25 protein-coding genes and 1 pseudogene are annotated in these 15,510 nt (G+C 57.1%); 3 read left to right on the top strand and 23 right to left on the bottom strand.

Going from position 1 to position 15,510, the window contains the following annotated elements:
* Positions 1–68: 68 nt before the first annotated feature.
* The 23 genes and pseudogenes from D3Y57_RS19195 to D3Y57_RS21685 form a co-directional block, all read right to left on the bottom strand.
* Complete coding sequence (locus D3Y57_RS19195) at positions 69–287, bottom strand: hypothetical protein (protein ID WP_121155260.1); 219 nt, start codon at positions 285–287, stop codon at positions 69–71.
* A 3-nt stretch (positions 288–290) separates the two neighbouring features.
* Positions 291–1,256, bottom strand: a complete 966-nt coding sequence (locus tag D3Y57_RS19190; protein WP_121155258.1) for a DUF2184 domain-containing protein — start codon at positions 1,254–1,256, stop codon at positions 291–293.
* A gap of 13 nt (positions 1,257–1,269) precedes the next feature.
* On the bottom strand, positions 1,270–1,728 hold the full coding sequence (locus D3Y57_RS19185; RefSeq protein WP_121155256.1) for a structural cement protein Gp24: 459 nt from the start codon (positions 1,726–1,728) through the stop codon (positions 1,270–1,272).
* 15 nt (positions 1,729–1,743) lie between these two features.
* Positions 1,744–2,898, bottom strand: coding sequence for a DUF2213 domain-containing protein (locus tag D3Y57_RS19180; protein WP_162987210.1), 1,155 nt, complete (start codon positions 2,896–2,898; stop codon positions 1,744–1,746).
* Between the two features lie 29 nt (positions 2,899–2,927).
* Positions 2,928–3,308, bottom strand: a complete 381-nt coding sequence (locus D3Y57_RS19175) for a hypothetical protein (protein WP_162987209.1) — start codon at positions 3,306–3,308, stop codon at positions 2,928–2,930.
* Positions 3,309–3,800: 492 nt separating this feature from the next.
* Positions 3,801–4,598 (bottom strand): phage minor head protein, encoded by a 798-nt coding sequence (locus D3Y57_RS19170; protein WP_121155250.1) that lies wholly within the window; start codon positions 4,596–4,598, stop codon positions 3,801–3,803.
* On the bottom strand, positions 4,595–6,469 hold the full coding sequence (locus D3Y57_RS19165; RefSeq protein WP_121155248.1) for a phage portal protein: 1,875 nt from the start codon (positions 6,467–6,469) through the stop codon (positions 4,595–4,597). Before D3Y57_RS19165 ends, D3Y57_RS19170 begins: the two co-directional genes overlap by 4 nt.
* Before the next feature lie 50 nt (positions 6,470–6,519).
* Entirely contained in the window at positions 6,520–7,773 is a 1,254-nt protein-coding gene (locus D3Y57_RS19160) for a phage terminase large subunit (protein ID WP_430739052.1), read from the bottom strand.
* Positions 7,774–7,778: 5 nt separating this feature from the next.
* On the bottom strand, positions 7,779–8,204 hold the full coding sequence (locus D3Y57_RS19155; RefSeq protein WP_121155246.1) for a terminase small subunit-like protein: 426 nt from the start codon (positions 8,202–8,204) through the stop codon (positions 7,779–7,781).
* Positions 8,201–8,413 carry a hypothetical protein gene (locus D3Y57_RS19150; protein WP_121155244.1) on the bottom strand — a complete coding sequence of 71 codons (213 nt, stop codon included), beginning with the start codon at positions 8,411–8,413 and terminating at the stop codon, positions 8,201–8,203. Before D3Y57_RS19150 ends, D3Y57_RS19155 begins: the two co-directional genes overlap by 4 nt.
* Positions 8,414–8,417: 4 nt before the next feature.
* Complete coding sequence (locus tag D3Y57_RS19145) at positions 8,418–8,663, bottom strand: hypothetical protein (protein WP_121155242.1); 246 nt, start codon at positions 8,661–8,663, stop codon at positions 8,418–8,420.
* Positions 8,664–8,804: 141 nt separating this feature from the next.
* Positions 8,805–9,356 (bottom strand): hypothetical protein, encoded by a 552-nt coding sequence (locus D3Y57_RS19140; RefSeq protein WP_162987208.1) that lies wholly within the window; start codon positions 9,354–9,356, stop codon positions 8,805–8,807.
* 249 nt (positions 9,357–9,605) lie between these two features.
* The gene (locus D3Y57_RS19135; protein ID WP_121155238.1) at positions 9,606–10,016 is read right to left on the bottom strand and encodes a hypothetical protein; all 411 of its coding nucleotides are present in this window, start codon (positions 10,014–10,016) and stop codon (positions 9,606–9,608) included.
* The gene (locus tag D3Y57_RS19130; RefSeq protein ID WP_121155236.1) at positions 10,013–10,411 is read right to left on the bottom strand and encodes an HNH endonuclease; all 399 of its coding nucleotides are present in this window, start codon (positions 10,409–10,411) and stop codon (positions 10,013–10,015) included. Before D3Y57_RS19130 ends, D3Y57_RS19135 begins: the two co-directional genes overlap by 4 nt.
* The gene (locus tag D3Y57_RS19125) at positions 10,408–11,040 is read right to left on the bottom strand and encodes an HNH endonuclease (protein WP_121155234.1); all 633 of its coding nucleotides are present in this window, start codon (positions 11,038–11,040) and stop codon (positions 10,408–10,410) included. Before D3Y57_RS19125 ends, D3Y57_RS19130 begins: the two co-directional genes overlap by 4 nt.
* Positions 11,021–11,392 carry a DUF1064 domain-containing protein gene (locus D3Y57_RS19120; RefSeq protein ID WP_205590082.1) on the bottom strand — a complete coding sequence of 124 codons (372 nt, stop codon included), beginning with the start codon at positions 11,390–11,392 and terminating at the stop codon, positions 11,021–11,023. The genes D3Y57_RS19125 and D3Y57_RS19120 overlap by 20 nt, the downstream gene beginning before the upstream one ends.
* Positions 11,389–11,627 (bottom strand): annotated as a pseudogene (locus D3Y57_RS19115) (DUF2312 domain-containing protein). The gene D3Y57_RS19120 and the pseudogene D3Y57_RS19115 overlap by 4 nt, the downstream one beginning before the upstream one ends.
* A 215-nt stretch (positions 11,628–11,842) precedes the next feature.
* Positions 11,843–12,022: a hypothetical protein gene (locus D3Y57_RS19110; RefSeq protein WP_121155232.1), complete on the bottom strand. Its 180-nt coding sequence runs from the start codon at positions 12,020–12,022 to the stop codon at positions 11,843–11,845.
* A 214-nt stretch (positions 12,023–12,236) separates the two neighbouring features.
* A complete protein-coding gene (locus tag D3Y57_RS20300) occupies positions 12,237–12,407 on the bottom strand; it encodes a hypothetical protein (RefSeq protein ID WP_162987207.1) in 171 nt (56 codons plus the stop codon).
* The gene (locus tag D3Y57_RS19105; RefSeq protein WP_121155230.1) at positions 12,407–12,829 is read right to left on the bottom strand and encodes a hypothetical protein; all 423 of its coding nucleotides are present in this window, start codon (positions 12,827–12,829) and stop codon (positions 12,407–12,409) included. Before D3Y57_RS19105 ends, D3Y57_RS20300 begins: the two co-directional genes overlap by 1 nt.
* Positions 12,826–13,083: a hypothetical protein gene (locus D3Y57_RS19100; protein WP_121155228.1), complete on the bottom strand. Its 258-nt coding sequence runs from the start codon at positions 13,081–13,083 to the stop codon at positions 12,826–12,828. Before D3Y57_RS19100 ends, D3Y57_RS19105 begins: the two co-directional genes overlap by 4 nt.
* Before the next feature lie 2 nt (positions 13,084–13,085).
* Positions 13,086–13,532 carry a hypothetical protein gene (locus D3Y57_RS19095; RefSeq protein WP_162987206.1) on the bottom strand — a complete coding sequence of 149 codons (447 nt, stop codon included), beginning with the start codon at positions 13,530–13,532 and terminating at the stop codon, positions 13,086–13,088.
* Positions 13,533–13,706: 174 nt separating this feature from the next.
* On the bottom strand, positions 13,707–13,886 hold the full coding sequence (locus D3Y57_RS21685) for a carph-isopro domain-containing protein (protein WP_430739019.1): 180 nt from the start codon (positions 13,884–13,886) through the stop codon (positions 13,707–13,709).
* Between the two features lie 76 nt (positions 13,887–13,962).
* Between D3Y57_RS21685 and D3Y57_RS19090 the strand changes: the two genes are divergently transcribed.
* Genes D3Y57_RS19090 through D3Y57_RS19080 form a run of 3 tightly spaced genes read left to right on the top strand, consistent with a single transcriptional unit; the run spans position 13,963 to position 15,429 of the window.
* A complete protein-coding gene (locus tag D3Y57_RS19090; RefSeq protein ID WP_162987205.1) occupies positions 13,963–14,709 on the top strand; it encodes a S24 family peptidase in 747 nt (248 codons plus the stop codon).
* A gap of 41 nt (positions 14,710–14,750) precedes the next feature.
* Positions 14,751–15,053 (top strand): TM2 domain-containing protein, encoded by a 303-nt coding sequence (locus D3Y57_RS19085; RefSeq protein WP_121155220.1) that lies wholly within the window; start codon positions 14,751–14,753, stop codon positions 15,051–15,053.
* A 43-nt stretch (positions 15,054–15,096) separates the two neighbouring features.
* A complete protein-coding gene (locus D3Y57_RS19080; protein WP_121155218.1) occupies positions 15,097–15,429 on the top strand; it encodes a hypothetical protein in 333 nt (110 codons plus the stop codon).
* The last annotated feature ends 81 nt before the right edge of the window (positions 15,430–15,510 follow it).

Below are 15,510 nucleotides of genomic sequence, written 5' to 3'. Positions count from 1 at the left end.
GGTAAATGCAAAAGGGGCCAGCGTTGGACGCCAGCCCCTTCACTCCCGTCAGGAAGTTATTTGAAGCTTTAGTCTGCTTTGTCGGCAGGCTTGGGCCTCGCATCTGACTTATCGCCGAACTTGAACCACTCGGTGGACTTGGCGACCGCGAACTCAGCCTCGGTCATTTCAACAGCGCCATCGGTGGACTCCCCATTCTGCAACAGGACGCCGGGAATCGCGTTGATTACCCGTGGGCCACCTGACACGTTGGTGACGACATGCTTGACATTCTTTGCTTCGGCCATGGCTTAGATCCCGTCCAGATAACGAAAAGCGCCGGGCCGGATGACTTCGACGCCACCGGTACGGAAAATGCCGGGAATGTCGAAATGCACGTTGTCAGCCGTTGCCACGGGCAAGAAGCGATGCGGCATTGGCAGGTGCAGTTTCACCACGTCCTGACGGTTGGCATAGGCAACCATGCGCTTCGTTGCGCCAGCACCCGCAGCGTCCAAACCAAGCTCACCCCGGATTGTGAGGGGTTGACCGGTGCGACGGGTATAAACGTTGTTGCGCTCAATGAACGAAAGTACCGTCTCGCTGTTCGTAGCCGACATCGGTGTTGCGCCAAGGAACGCCTCAGTCGAATACGGAAGCAAAACAGTGTCAGCCATTTCAACGGTAAGCGACCCGGTAAAGATGCCGAGGATGACATTGTTGAAGTCGCGCAGGATCTGCGTGGCCGTCTTTGTCATCGTACCATCTGTGGCGAACCAAGTGGTTACAGAACCCGTACCGTCTGCAGGTGCTGTGCCGATGGTGACGCCCGCCGTCTGACTGATAAGGCCAGCCAAGCCCTTCGTGGTATCGCCGGTGAGAGTGACGTTCCACATGAACTCCATGTATGCGCGGCGTGCGGCTTCGGCTTTTCCTGTGTCCAGGTTCATGCCCATCAACTGAGCCTGCCCGGCTTCCTCGATATTATAGCCATAGCCGATCGCGGCCATGTGGAACCGGGTTTCAACTCGATCGCGCGTCACATCGGCCTTCTTGATGTCTTTGGCGGCGCCAGAGAACCAATCAGCCTTGCCGAGCGTGCTGGAGATGAAGGTCGCAATACCGGGCGCGAATTCAGGTGCCGAGCTATCGACATAGACCAGTCGCCCAAAGTCGAGGTCGGGGAACTTAGTTTCGTAAACGGTCGAATTGACCAGCAGGGACTGGTTATAGACGAACCCGAAGGTGGCCTGCTGTGCGTCGTTGAGTTGGTACATCAGTCAAACCTCCTTAAGATGGGGTACGGCGCAGCCGCACCCAGAAGAACGAACCCGCAGCAGCGGCGGCGGTGTCAGCCTCGGCACCCGGAACGGCAATCACGGTGCCGGAAACAGAGGCAGTGGTGTATCGACCGCTGGCTGTGTTCCAGTTGAGAGCAGCGCCAACTGAGATTGCAGCATCAGCGAGGCCACCAATCTTCCCGGCTTCATCAGCGAGCGGCACGTTGTCGTACTGCCCGTAGCTGTCGCCGTTCGTGCTGGTGATGACGTGATGCCCGATCGCGATGCCGATGAACTCGCCGCCCGTAACGAGTGGAGCGCACTGCTTGTCGCCGGAACGCTGAGCCGGAGCACCGAACGCGATCGTTGCTGTCGCGGTTCGGGTAAGACCGTTCCAGTTTTCCATGTTCCCCAACATGCCGGGGAAACCGTCAGGCTGGAATTGCGTGTAACCGTTCTGATACGCCATTGCGCGCCCTCCTGTTTAAGCTGCCGCGCTGGCGTTGCGCCAGGCGTTATGATCGTTGGCTTTGGCGAGCGATGATGTCTCACGGGCAGATGCATCGCCGATCTGGACGATTCCGTTCGTCATCACGGTGCGGACGCTGTCTGTGACCGGCGTCGCAGTTGCCATCGTGGCAAACGAGACATCGACCTGAGCGTCGGTCCAATCCTTGGCGACGTCGCCTAACTTAGCCGAAACGACCGCCTTTTTGATCGCGGCTTCATCCATCGTGTCCGCGAGGCTGAGCGATGGAGCCAGCTTCTTGGCGGTATCCAGCGTTAGGGCGTAAGCCTTGCCAGCATCCCGCAACTGTTGCGGCGTCAGTTTTGCGTCAGAGACCTGCTGCTTAAGCGTGGCAATCTCAGCATCCTTGGTTGCCGATAGCGTCGTGGTGGTCGCCAGCGCGGCTTCTGCGGTATCTTTGGCGGTAATCGCAGCAGCGGCGGCACCCTGCAATTTCGCAACAACAGCGGTAACCGCCTCGGCGTCGGCAAGATCGACCAGCAGGCCGTCGATGGTCAGTTTCTTCATAGTGCGTTCTCCGCTGTCGGTAAAAATGGATTGCAGGGTCGTTGGTGAAATTGCGTCACACGCGGCAGCATCAACGATGCGACATTCGGGACCGGCACGGCCTTTATCGACCAGGGCAATATGATTCCCGACGATGTTGGCCTGCCGGGCGAGGCATTTCGTGCCGTCCGCCGCTGTGAAATCGCCAAATTCAAGCTCGCAGGAATAGCCGTTCGACAACTCACGCTTACCGGAATCAACCGCCTTGATGGCGCTCTCATCGGTAAGCATGAGGTCGAAGGCGAGGTAGCCACCCTCTTCCCACTTCGCGCCCATGATCGTGCCGCGAGCGTGATCCTTCCAATTGGCAGATGTCACACTGTCGGCAGGATGGTTGTCGGTGATCGGCTTGCCGATGAAGCTATGAGCAGCTTTCGCGGCGAAAACCTGATCGGCATCGCGCAAAACATTGACAGTCGTCGTGTCGCGCAGACCGTGCATGTTGCTGGGGTCCACATCGCGGCCCGAATAGGCATAATGGCCTGTCCGTGCAGCCTTAGCCCGAACGGCCATGTAGCCGTCCTTGGTGCGTCGTGGCGCGTCGAGCGTAAGATGGTCCGACATGAACATGTTGGACCGTTTATTCGTGGCTGTTAAGTGAGTTTACCGACGCTGGCTGAGGGAGCGTTAATCTGTTTGCCGCGCCTGACTATAGTGAAAGAGCGACGATTTCTGTTTTGGGTTGAATCATCGGCCCATCGGCAATTCTCAGGATAATACCCTTTGTCATTGTCGATCCTGTCGATGCTGTAGCCTCCATCAGGCCTATCGCCCATGTCAGCGTAGAACGCCTCGAAACTGGCAAGCCATCGAGGATCAACGTCAATTCCGCGCCCGCCGTACATCGGGAAAGCTTGGTTGCGTGGGTCGGTGCAACGGTTTTTCATCGCCTGCCAAGTGCGATATATGGACGTAGCTGATTTGCCATGCGTCCGGTTTGCCGAACCAATAGCGTCTTTAGCTTCATCGCTCATGGGAGCGCGGCACTTGCCGCATGAAGTGGAACTTCCGTCAGTCAGTGAAAATGAAAACGGTAGCCTGCGTTCGCCGCATTTGCAGAGGCACGGGACCATCCATTGCTTATTGATGCTGCGCGGTTCTCCGCAAACGGTCAAACTTCCAAACACAGTGCCTATCGCCGGAGCTTTGTATTTCCGCCCGCATCCACAATCTTTCGATTGGCCGGAACGTAATTGGGCAGGGTTTCTTTGAAGCGTTCGCCCACATTCGCAACGAACAATCCACCGATCGACAGGCTTCCCGCTCGACGGTTGAATGTAGGGGGTGTCGCCGGACACTACGGTCAGCTTATTGAAAACGTCGCCGGGTTGGATGCGGGGATAAGATTTGCGAGTGCGCCGCACGGCAGCTACGAGAGATTCAGCCATATTCGATCCTTCCGTGATCGTTTTGGTTAGAGCCGGGCGAGGTCTAGACCCCTCGTTCGGCTCGACTTTTATAGCCTTCTAATCATCCAGACTCAACACTGGCCCGGCACGGCAGGAACAGTTAATTTCTTCCCCAGGAAGACTTGAAGGCGGCTCCGCATAGCTGAATATCTGCCCGTCCAGTTCTTCATGCTCCGGTCGCGGATTTTGGGAGCCACCATGCACCCATTCGAATTTCTCTAGTCCCGCCTGTTGCTGCCGTTCCTGATCCAGCTTCGAAGTCAGCTTCTTCGATTGATCCCCGGCAATCCGAATGCTCCGATCGCGCGCCATACCCGTGGCCTCGCGTATCTCTTTAGCCACTTCGACCGCCGCCGACCGCTTTTGCAACCCGCGAAACACGCTATCGGAAATCCGGCCCTGTGCCTGCGCCGATACATCGCGGATCAGTGCGACGTTACGAGCCACGACGGTTTCCAGTGTCTCGGTCACATCGCCGCTGTGCAGGATCGTGCCAAGGTCAACGCCGGTCCCGGATAGGACAGCGCCTGCCCACTTCTCGCGGCTGTATTTCTCGACACGCAAGGCCCACGCACGCAACGAAGGCGTCAACGTCAGGATCAGCCGGTTCACCGCCTGTCCTATATCTTCGATCTGCGCGCCAAGGTCTGCCGCCGTGTCGCGCGTCATGCCATCCAGCGTGGTCGAATAGGTCCGCTCGATCGCCGCCAGTTCGCCATCCCATGCCGCGACCACGCGCAGGCTGATGCGGGCGAGTTCATCGGCGAACGTCTTGGGGGTAACGAAGCTGCGGAGTTTTAGGACACCACGCCGGTTGGTTTTGCGGCGGGCGAATTCGGCGAGAAGAAATTTCACGCCTCGCCGCCGGTGGGCTTCCAATCTTCAACAATCTCGGTGAACACTTCCGGCCCGAACTTCAGTACGCCACGATACGGCTCAACCTTCGACAGATCGACATCGCTAGCATCATATGAAATCGTGACGTGCGACTGGTATTCGTCGAAGTCATGCGATGCACCGTTGCGGACCATTTCCTCATGACGCCACGACAAGCTTGACGATGTGAATAACAGCACGACCGCGCCTTTGTCGCCCAATGGCTCAACAATACGAGCGCCACCGGGGGCGACGTCCAAATTGCCTTTGGCATCGCTGCCCCAGCCATCGGTGCCCATCTTCATCCAGTCCACAGGCGTCTTGCTGTAAAGTATCGTGACGTGCAGATCATCGGCGGGCGTTGTGGTTTTGAATCCCTGAGCCTTGGCCCATGCGATAAATTCGGCGGCGTTGAGCAGCGGACGGTTGACGTAGAGCGGACGCGGCGCAGCATCGCCCACGATTTTCAATAGCGGCTTTGGCTTAGCCTCACTGGTCAGGCCTAAGTCATCGGGGTTGGCCACGACGGGGGCGACATCCGCGTCTGGCGCAACAATGGCCTCTGCCTTCTTCAGTTCCTCATCCAGCCCGGGGTAGGTTCCATCTTCCGTCAGAAGATTCTGCGCACCCTTGGCTAGCGCATCGATCGGCACCAACCCGCTATCACCCCACACCTTCGCGGTATCCGCCTTCAGCTTATCGAGGGCCGCGCGCTCCTTCTCGCCCATCTCGAACAACGGTGACCAATCGAACCATAGCTCATCCTTGATCCCGGCCGATCGCAGCATCACGGCATCGATGCGAACCATATTCGGGCGGAGCATGGTTTCTTGCTTGGTCGCAATGCTCGACAGGTAATCGTTTTTGTCGCCTTCGCCGGTTGCAGACATGCCGGTTGCCGAGGTGCCAAGCAACCTCGTGTAGGGAATATCCGAAGCTCCAGCGACCGTTTGCAGGAACGCGGCCATCAATTCGGGCATTCCGGCCCAAGTGACCTGACGCGTCACCCACGTCTCGGCATCTTTGCCGCCCTCGCCACTATCGAGGATGATCGCGCGATGATTAGATTTGCCCTGTCGGGCTGCATCGAGGCGCTTGGATAGCTGTGCGTCTCCACCCGGTTGTGATAGACGCTCCATCAGGCCGGGGATGCCAATGACGTCGTAAGTAGCCTCATCAATCAGACTGGCAAAACTATTCTGCGCACTATCAGCGTTGCGGATCGCGTCACCAACAGCCTGATAGATAGGATCGCCCCAGAACGCGTCCTCCCATTGCGAGCCAATGCCACGCATGACGTGCGCACCTTTGAAGATAACCATTCGGCTCGGATGTATCCGCACACCGACCTTGTTCGCGATGCTTGTAATCTGGAAATAGTCGGGGCCACCGAACAGAGCATCTTCAGGGTCAGAAACCTCCTGCCCTATCGTCAGTTGCCAGCGCGAGAATACCGCGATGTAGGACAGTTGGCCGGGGCGAATATGCTCTACAGCTAGAGGCTGAGAAGGGTCATCCCCCTTGATCCCGAGGTAGATCGCGCCACCACCGAGACGACCAAGAACGATCGCCTGCGTCACCCGCTCACGCAGGCACAATCGCTTTTCTTCGGCTTCGATCTTGCCGATAAGTTCACCGTCAGCTTTCCAGTCGCGCCACTCTCGAGTCATGTCGTGGGCTGGCATGTCGACGATCTTGCGAGCGAGCCAAGATGTTCGGTAACTCGCTTCAACCTGATGCTGATCGACGATGTTCAGGCCGTATCGAGCGTGAACCCGCTTATCGACACTGGTTCCTGCGCCGGACAGGACGTTGGTCAGGCCGTCGAAGAAGCTGCGAACCATGCTCATAGGCCCGCGTGGTTATCGCGGACGGGAAGGCCCTGTTACCGACGCTGGCGCTACAGGGCGTCCCATGAGTAATTGGAACCGCCCAACATCAGTTCGGTTAATGCCCACACCAGTGCATCGGCCCGATCAGGCGACCCTTCGCCGACATAGCCGGAGGGGGTGAAGCTAAACATCTGATCTTCCAGATCGGGAAACGGCCCCACATGGCTTACCCGACCTTGCTCGTATAAGGCGGCTATAGGCTCCGCGCGCACAACTTTCCCGCGAGTGGCGCTCACGGATTTATAGCTGACGGTCTTATCTGTCATTTTTATCACAGCCTCCACCATCGCGCCGCCATAGTTTTTCTCTGCCACGATCCGATCTGCGCCGAAGTCCTTGTATGCTTTTACGGCCTGCCTGCCCCAGCCATCGGGCGATAAATGGCAGGTGCGATCGGCGAGCACGTAGGCGCGGCCATCGGTGCCCTTACCGACTACCACGATGCCGATGTCATCGCCTTGGCCGTCGCCTTTCGTCCCACTAGGGTCAACCGCCACAACAATCCTCTGCATCTCGGGGGCAAGGGTCACGCGGTTTGTATCGACGCCTTCAACGCTCCACAGCGCCCCATTAACTTCGGACGCCCATTCTCCTGCTTCAAAGCGATGGCGTTGTGCCGATGACATGCCCGCAAGAATTTCGAAATATTTGGCGGGGAGATTGGCGCGATTATCGGCAGGATTTACCAGCATTTCGGCATAATCGGCCGGATTCGCCAATGCTTCTTTCGTTCCTGGCTTCAAACCGGCGCGAAACAACTGATAGGACCAGTGCAATTTTGAAGGTGGGTTGCAGTCATAATAATATTTCAGGGCGAGTGGTGACGATTGGGCAAGGCGCGATTGGGATGTTTCGATAGATGACCATGGTATCTGCGAAGCCTCATTCGCGTAAATTGTGGCGTATTCCTGACCCAGCACTTTTTCGACGCGCGCCTTATCATCCAGCCCGCCAAGGATGATCTGGCTGTTATTCGGAAACGTCGCGATCAAATCAGTTTCGTTCGTCGACAAAGGAATTCCCGGAAAACATAGGCTCATTACCTTGGGCAGCGTTTCGTTCCAGATTGACGCCTTTGCGTGGTTAAACCTGAAACGGAAGATCGCGTGACGTGTCCGTTCCGCCTTCATCGCGCGTATACAGATCGCACGGGTTATTAAAAACGTCTTGCCTGATCGCGATCCGCCCCGGAGCATGATATTGGTAGCTGGCGACCCAAGAAGACGGTTTGCTTCCTGCTGTTTGGCCGTGAGAGCAAACACCACGGCTACAGCGCGGCGTCGTCACTGGTGATGGTGATGCCAATCGCCCCGCCACCATCGCCGGTGTGCTGGATCTTATCGCCGTAGCGTTTCGGATCCCACTTCGCGAGCAGCTTCAAGCGGGTTTCCACGCGCAGCTTTGACCTGCTGATCCATTCAGTGTTGGCAACCTCGCGCTCATCCTCGCCAACGATCTTTGTGTCATTCGATACATCGTCAGCAATGTCGAGACAGTCGGCGGCAATGGCGTCGAAGCCAATCTCACGTGCGCGCGCGAAGCGTCCGGCAAATTCTTTGTCGTCAGCCATCCAGTCATATACGGTCGACTTCCCTATCCCGTGCGTCCGGCAAAGCTGGCGCAGTGGTATTCCGTCGCTGATGCCATCAATCAGGATAGCCTCAAGTTCCGGGGTGCGGATACCTTCACTCACCGCGTACCCCTCGCGCCCTTCGGCAGAACGGTGACCGCGACATCTCCATGAAGGATGATCCGCTGCCCCGTTCCAAGCACCACAGTTTCGCATCCGAAATCGACGGCTTTCTGAACGGTTGGGCTGGCGATCTTTACCCGAACAGCCTCGACATCGAGACCGATCACGCGCTCGATGTAGCGCAAAACAGCATGGTCACTGACATACATGTAATTATCCTACCCTTCTTCTCTGAAGCCGCGCTACCGACGCTTCAGCGCGCATTGCCTTGAGATGTTCGGAACGCGCATAACGCAGTTCATCGCCGCCATTTTCCTCGATCCAACGCGTGATGACGCTGGGACGCGATCCGTATTCGAGTTCGACCTCTTCCCAACCGCCGAGCATATACCGTTCGCGAAAATCGGGTGGGCACGGGCGCAGCGCATAAGGCCGGACGGGTGTTGGCCGCTCTTTCATCACTCTCCCCCATCGCCCAAAGCGCCCAAGTAACGAACGGGTCGGGGTGCGTGGGGGTGGTTTCCTCTGCCGCCAAATCGCGCGATATATGGCGGTTTTCTGCGCGTTTTGGGTGATGCGCTGTCAGTGTGTGTGGCGGCGTCATGCGGATTGCTCCCGGCCTTCTGCGCGAAGACGGTAAACGCGAGCATTGCCATGCCACCGGACGAGGTTGCGGCAGTCGAATATTTGCAACCACTGCTTCGGAAGCGTGTTCAGCTCATGTTCGGTAATATCGCGACTTTTCACGCGGGCCTCGATCTCGGTGAAATCCATAGGTTGCCGAGTATCCGTCTCATAAATTTCGACGCGGGATGAAACCCAATTAGGCCCCAACGCACGCATGATGGCCGGGATGATCTTCGCTGGATGGTCACAAGCCGGATCGGTGCGAGCAGAAAGATTGGCTTTGCGGAGGTCGCCCGGACTAACTCCCACCTCCATCATCGTCGTGACGGCTGATGCAATCCACTGCGCCCGGTCATCCTCTGTCATGCTGACCGGACAGACCAGCGCAAGCGATGTCGTTAGTTCCGACCAGATGAAATCAGCCGTAGCCCGCCAAACGAATTTGTTCTCTTGCAGTTTGTGCAGCTCGCCCCGTGCGTCCAATGCCATCGCTGGCGACGGGAACATGATGATGTTGTTTTCCATGGTCATTTCCTCTGAATTTTCGGCTGTTCAAAACCCACGTTGACCAAGCGTGCTGCCAGTTGCTGAATTGGTCGTTTTTCTTGAGGTGGTGGGCACGGAAGTGTTCGAGTTGGAACGGGATCTCGCCGGGTGGCCACTTCGCCAGTATCTTCGCGCTCTCGGTGTCAGCGCCGAACGCTATCGGCTTCCAGTCGTCGGGCAAAAGATGCTTTTCAACTTTCGGCGCGCGTTTACCCAAGGTAGCTTTAGCTATCTTGGGTATGGTTCTGGAGGGTTTGGGTCCAGCAGGTTGACTGGTCCCCCTGCCACGTTGACCGGTCCAGCAGGTTTACCGGTCCAATCACTAGACCCCTTATCCTGATGGCATTTAACCATCGGAGTTGCGGCCAGCGCGGCCATGTCGATGCCGTACTCAACGGTGTACCCATTGGCGTTGCGGCGCTCACCCAGCTTAACCAGCAGCCCCTCATCAATGAACTGCTGCACGGTATCGATCACCGTCTGCTTCGAGCAGCACAACTCGTCGGCCATCGTCTTTTTAGACGCCCAGATGCCGCTACCATCGTCGCTGGCCTTGTCGGCAAGCAAAACCATTACCGACTTGCGCATAGCCGTGCGGAGGTCGCGCTTGTACGCCATCGAGATGATGTGATTGCTCAAGTGCGAACGCCCTTTTTGGCATTGCAAGAGCGGCACATAGTCTGAAGGTTGGCGAGTATGGTTTCGCCGCCCAACGATTCAGGGTAAATATGATCACAGGTTAAATCGACGTGAGTAGAGCAAATCACACAACGGAAGGCGTCGCGTTCGAACACCGCCTTGGACAGGCTGCGGCTGATAACCTTCTTTTGGTAGATTCTCGGTTTAGCCTTCCCGTCACCGGGCCAATCGAAATCACGCTCGTTCACAATGGCGGGCAATTTCTCAAGGACGTATCCACCCTCTCCGTCGCCCCAGCCCCAATACCATATGATATCCTCTGATATCTGCTCGAGCGCGGCGTTCAGCCGATCGACCGCTTCCCGCTCTTTCCTGATGTCATCTTCGTGGCTCATACCCTCGCCTTCCGCTTCTTCGCCTTCTTCGGCGGAAATATCGTAATCACGGTGCCGGGATGCGACGCCTCAGGAGTCCATCGCTGGCGGTTTTCCAGCATATAGACGGCTCGAACCAACCCATTGATGCCGTGCTTCTCAAATATCCACTCAGCCGCGTCTTTGTCTGACTTGCTGGCGTTGCAGCTTCGGCAGGCTGGCAGGAAATTATTGAGAGCGTGCTTCCCGCCAAAGGCGAGGCTGTCGATGTGGTCTAACTCGAGGCGTTCGAACTGGCCGTCGCAATAGGTGCAATGGCCGTCAGCAGCGGTCAAAACAGCCGTAACTGCCGATTTATCAACGCCTGCCTTGATAGCCTCCCGGCGCATCCCGCCGTTGGCCGCAATGGTGGCTTTGTTCGCCGCACGCCATTTGCGCTGAATGGCCAACCGCTTTTCAGGGTTGGCTTTGCGCCAAGCCGATTTCTTTGCATTTTGATCGACGCGATTGTCTTTGTGCCATCCGGCATAATCGAACGTAGAAACGGTCGCCGCCTTCCAACAATCGCGCGAGCAATATTTCGCGGGCGCAGATGGCCATCGTTCAAAGGCGACGTGGCAATGCTCGCAACTAAGCTGTAGCTTTGGCACGGGGCTTCCTTTTCTTTGGAGCGCGCACCGGCCATTCGGTGATGACCACGCCGGGGTGCGAGGCTTCAACCAGCTTCTTTTTCAACCGGTAAATGTCGGTCTTGAAGCCTTTGCAGTCCTCGACAATTCGGCAGTCATCCGTGAACCACGCGAAGTCGGCAACGTATCGGCACATCAGTTTGCCGTTGATCTCGACGCGGAACACCGGCTGCTGCTCAAGGCGCGAGATATGCCCCGCAGCCTCAAGCGCAGTCAGATCGTCGCACCGACGCGCCTCAGCCTTGCTGTCATGCAGGTGAAGCGCGCCGCAGACGGTTTTAACCGCCCGGTATTTGGTGCGAGTTGGAATCACGCCAGCCCGAGCGCATCGCGATATGTTTCCAGCAACGCGTCCATCTCGTCGCGGTCATTCTTCTCCATGCGGCGAAGCTTGACGATCTGGCGGACGATTGGCGTATTGTAGCCCTGCCCCTTCATTTCGCTGTAAACGTCGCGAACATCATCGCTGATGCCTTCTTCTCTTCTTCGAGCCGCTCAATTCTTTCGATAAACAGCCGCAGCTTGTCCGCCTGGATAATATCCGACATTACTTCTCTCCTTGGTTGAAAACGGGCGCGGCGATCATCGGCCCATGTGTCCGCCGACTAGCGGCAACGGGACATCGACGGGCACAACGTAGCCCGCCAACAGGGGGGGTATTGCGCGCGACGGCGCTTCAGACTCATCCGGCCTTCAGGCAGAAACAATTCGAGCGCGTTGTTCAGTGGCCCGTTGGCGAGCGCCTTCAAAGTAGCGGTGTCCATTATCCATTCCTTCCGGTTTCGACTGCGTGCTGGATGATTGATAATTTGGGAAAATCGTCGCGGCGCGATGGCCAGCGCAAAAAGTCCTGAGCCGTGCATTGTCCGCGCGTCAGCGTCCCCGGCAGGCTTGTGGAAACCGGCAGATTGCGAACGGTGGCAGTGATCTGCGCGGCAGTCATGCGGCGCGCCTCAATCCAAAGCGCACGGTTGTATCTGAGCGGTTTAAAATTCGGCAGATTTCGGAAATGGCGAAGCCTTCACTTCGCAAATCACGCATGATGCGCTGGCGGATGCCTGAGACGGAGGCCGTCTGATCGTGGGCAAGCAGTCTCTCGGGCCGAATATAGTGCGCGTTAGCGTGCTTATTCAGAATGGCGCGGCGTTGCGTCGGAGTCATATCGCCTGCGGCCCCATCTCGCGGACAACCCGACGCCAGCGCGCTTTCACCGATAGCAGGCTGCGATTCATACGCAGTGGGATGCGCTGTAAGGGAAGCTCGTTCGCGACCAAGTCGCAAAGCCGCTCATCATCCTCAACGGTCCAATTTACTTGTCCGATAGCCATTACGCCGCCCTCCGATTATGAATGCAGCCGTGATCGGATCGCGTGCCGCAATATGTGCACGGGTCACGGTCAACGATGCGTGATGGATCGACGCGGACAGGCTCGGCGTATTCAAGCGGGCGCCGCTTGCGATTATGAGGTTTTGGGCTGGCGCTCGTGCCGTAAGCCCGAATTTTGCTCACGACAGGCGCGGTTGATTTGCCCGTTGCAACGATAGTGACCATGCGTCGGCACGAGCCGCGTTCAACCGTGATCAGGCCAATGGCCTCAAGCAGGGATATTGCGTTTGCTGGGGCCGATATCGACAGCGCACCGATAGCCTCCGCCAGAACGCCGTTAGTCGGACATTGATCGCCAGCGTTTGCGGCGGCGGTCAGAATGCGCAGGATCGTCTGAGCGTGCGCGGGGATAGGGAGTGTCATGCCCCCACCCCCAACCCACGCCGAAGCCCGGCAAGCGTGGCCCGTATCGGCGCACGGTCAGCGGCTTTGCGGTCGATCTTGCGCTTTTGGAGACGGGCGTTTGCGATGGCGAGTTGCGTACCGACAGAATGATAATCCTCCGCCAGCTTGTTCAGCCCATAGCGGAGGTTGAGATTTCTCTCGGTGAGCAGTTCGGCTGTCGCGCGGGCTTCGTCACGTTGACGGCGCAGCTTGAAGGGGTTCAGGTCCATCATGCTCACCGCCCCTTCGTTGAAAAGGGTGTCAGCGTGGCGATCATCTGATCAGCGACCGGCTCCAGCGCACCGCGATCGACGTTGCAATAAATGTGGTCAGCGCCGCGAATGGCGAACTCAGCCGTCCCGCCGATAAGCTGGGCGATGATGACGCCCGGCGCATTGGCTTCCGGATCAAGCGAATGCGCACCCTGCCCTACCAGTCCGATAATCTTGCTGGTGAACACCTCCCCGAGAAACCCGCACAGAGTCAGTAAATGCCAGCCTTTGGGTGCGCGACGCTCCAGCGGGTCGGATGCCAGCCACGCACTTACCGTGCGTTCCGGGATTCCCGTGCCAGTTTCGATGTCACTGCACTGATATTTACGGCCCCGTCCAATAAACAGGCCGAGGGTGCGGTGAATATGGTCGCCCGCCACAACTGGCGTCGGCATTTCATAGTTGCTCACGGATTTGCTCCCGGTTCGATGTATTTGGCTTGTCATGGAAAGAGTTAGTCACCGCAGCAGCAGTCTCGACGGGTGCAGGGCGTGGCGTTGTGGAGATGCGAGCGCGCCAATTTGTGCACGTCAGCAACTCGGGCTGGGAGTTGCCCGCCCTCCCCGCGCCTTCGAGCTTGCGGTTCATGCGGCGCGTGCTTGCTCAGTGGCGCAAGATATGTCCGATACCGATGGCAGATGAGCTTCGGGGATGCTGTTTCGCTCCCACCAACCCTGAACCGTGGACGGGTTCTTGTGGCCTAAGGCGCGAGCTAGCGGTCGAATGCCGCCACGCGATGCGATCAAGTCTCGAAAGTTGCTCATGAACTTGACGTACGCCGAGGTACGTACGGTTGTCAACGGCCTAGATAACGTACCTCACATCTGCGAAGACACGTACATGTCAGAACGCAAAACTGTCGGCCAAGTGCTGCTCGATCTTAAGGCGAGAACAACGATGTCACTGGACGACATCGCAAAAGGCGGCGACTACAAAGGTAAGTCTTCAGTTCAAGAGTATTTTAAGGACACATATGATACGCCTTTAGGCAGAAAGGCCGCCGACAGGTTTGCTAAAGCGCTACGAGGCAAAGGTGCGCCTCCGATCTTAGAGGAGGAAATAGAGGCGCTGGTTTCGCACCGACCGCCATCGAACGCCAAGACGGTGAAATACGAAGGATCCAGCTTAAGTCGTATGAATGACGATCTGCCGGTGTATGGTTCAGCTATGGGGGCGGATACTATTGTGGATGGCGAGGCTATCGAACTAACTAGGCTGAATACAGCGGATATTATCGAATATCGCGAGCGACCTCAGATCCTCAATGGCAAGCGGGATGTCTATGGGCTTTATGTCCAGGGCAACTCAATGGACCCGGCGTTTGACGATGGAGATCTGCTTGTTGTTCAGAAAACATCTTCTATTAGCGCGCGGGATTTCGTTGTCGTCTATTTGCGTCCAACCGACGATACCGATGACGGAGAGACGGCTCGCCATGTGTTGATAAAGCGACTTGTTAGGCGCACGTCTCAATTCGTTGAGCTTCAACAATACGAGCCAAAGCTGACCTTTCGTATCGCAATGAACGATGTGCTGCGTATCGATAAGGCGCTGCGGATGAGCGACGTACTAGCATCGGCAGCTTAGTGGCATTGCCGGGGGCGGCGGCAACAAAAACGGGGGATTAAATGGCATTATCGACTGCACAATTGCAGCTTATCGAGCAACGCGTAACGAATGAGGGGGCTAGTGTGGCGGTCGCCTATCTACTTTGGCTATTTCTTGGCCTTGTGAGCGCACACCGCTTCTATCTCGGTCGTCCTGCCAGCGCGATTATGCAGATACTTTCCTACTTTATCGTCATTGGGTTTATCTGGCTGCTGATTGACGGCTTCCTGATCCCCGGCATGGTGCGGACCAAGCAAGGTGATATCCGCCAGCGCGAGATGGTTTCGATGTTGGCTCAATCCGCTGGCGGTGGAGCGCTATGAGTGGCCGCGTTGCCCAGAGCGCGATGCGGGTGAGGGAATTGTGATGACAATAGAGCAGGAGACACAAGTGGCCGATCAAGGTTCAGAAAACTCGCAAATTCAAGATATTAATGCCGAAATTCAAAGTCGCGGACCAGAATTCTCCCTCGGCATGGATCTCCCAAGAGTATGGGCTACTGGCGCGCAGTCTTTTGTGAACCCAGAAACATCTTTGCTTGTATTTCGCGAGCAAAATTTGGTTGGAGATGAAGCGGGAAATACACGGCCAGCAGTAAAAAATGTAGCGAGTCTTGTAATGCCGACGGAAGTGCTGCGGGCGGTTCATAAAATGATCGGCGACCAGTTAGGGATGATAGATGCTGCCGCCGTCGCCTAACGCGCCCCCGACATGGTGGACAGGACGCGCGGCAGCTATGGCGGCTACCATTTTTTCACAGACTCCCTATATACAGGGAAG

It is taken from the genome of Sphingomonas paeninsulae, assembly GCF_003660165.1.
Lineage (GTDB): Bacteria > Pseudomonadota > Alphaproteobacteria > Sphingomonadales > Sphingomonadaceae > Sphingomonas_O > Sphingomonas_O paeninsulae.
This window is presented reverse-complemented; position numbering and strand designations above follow the sequence as displayed.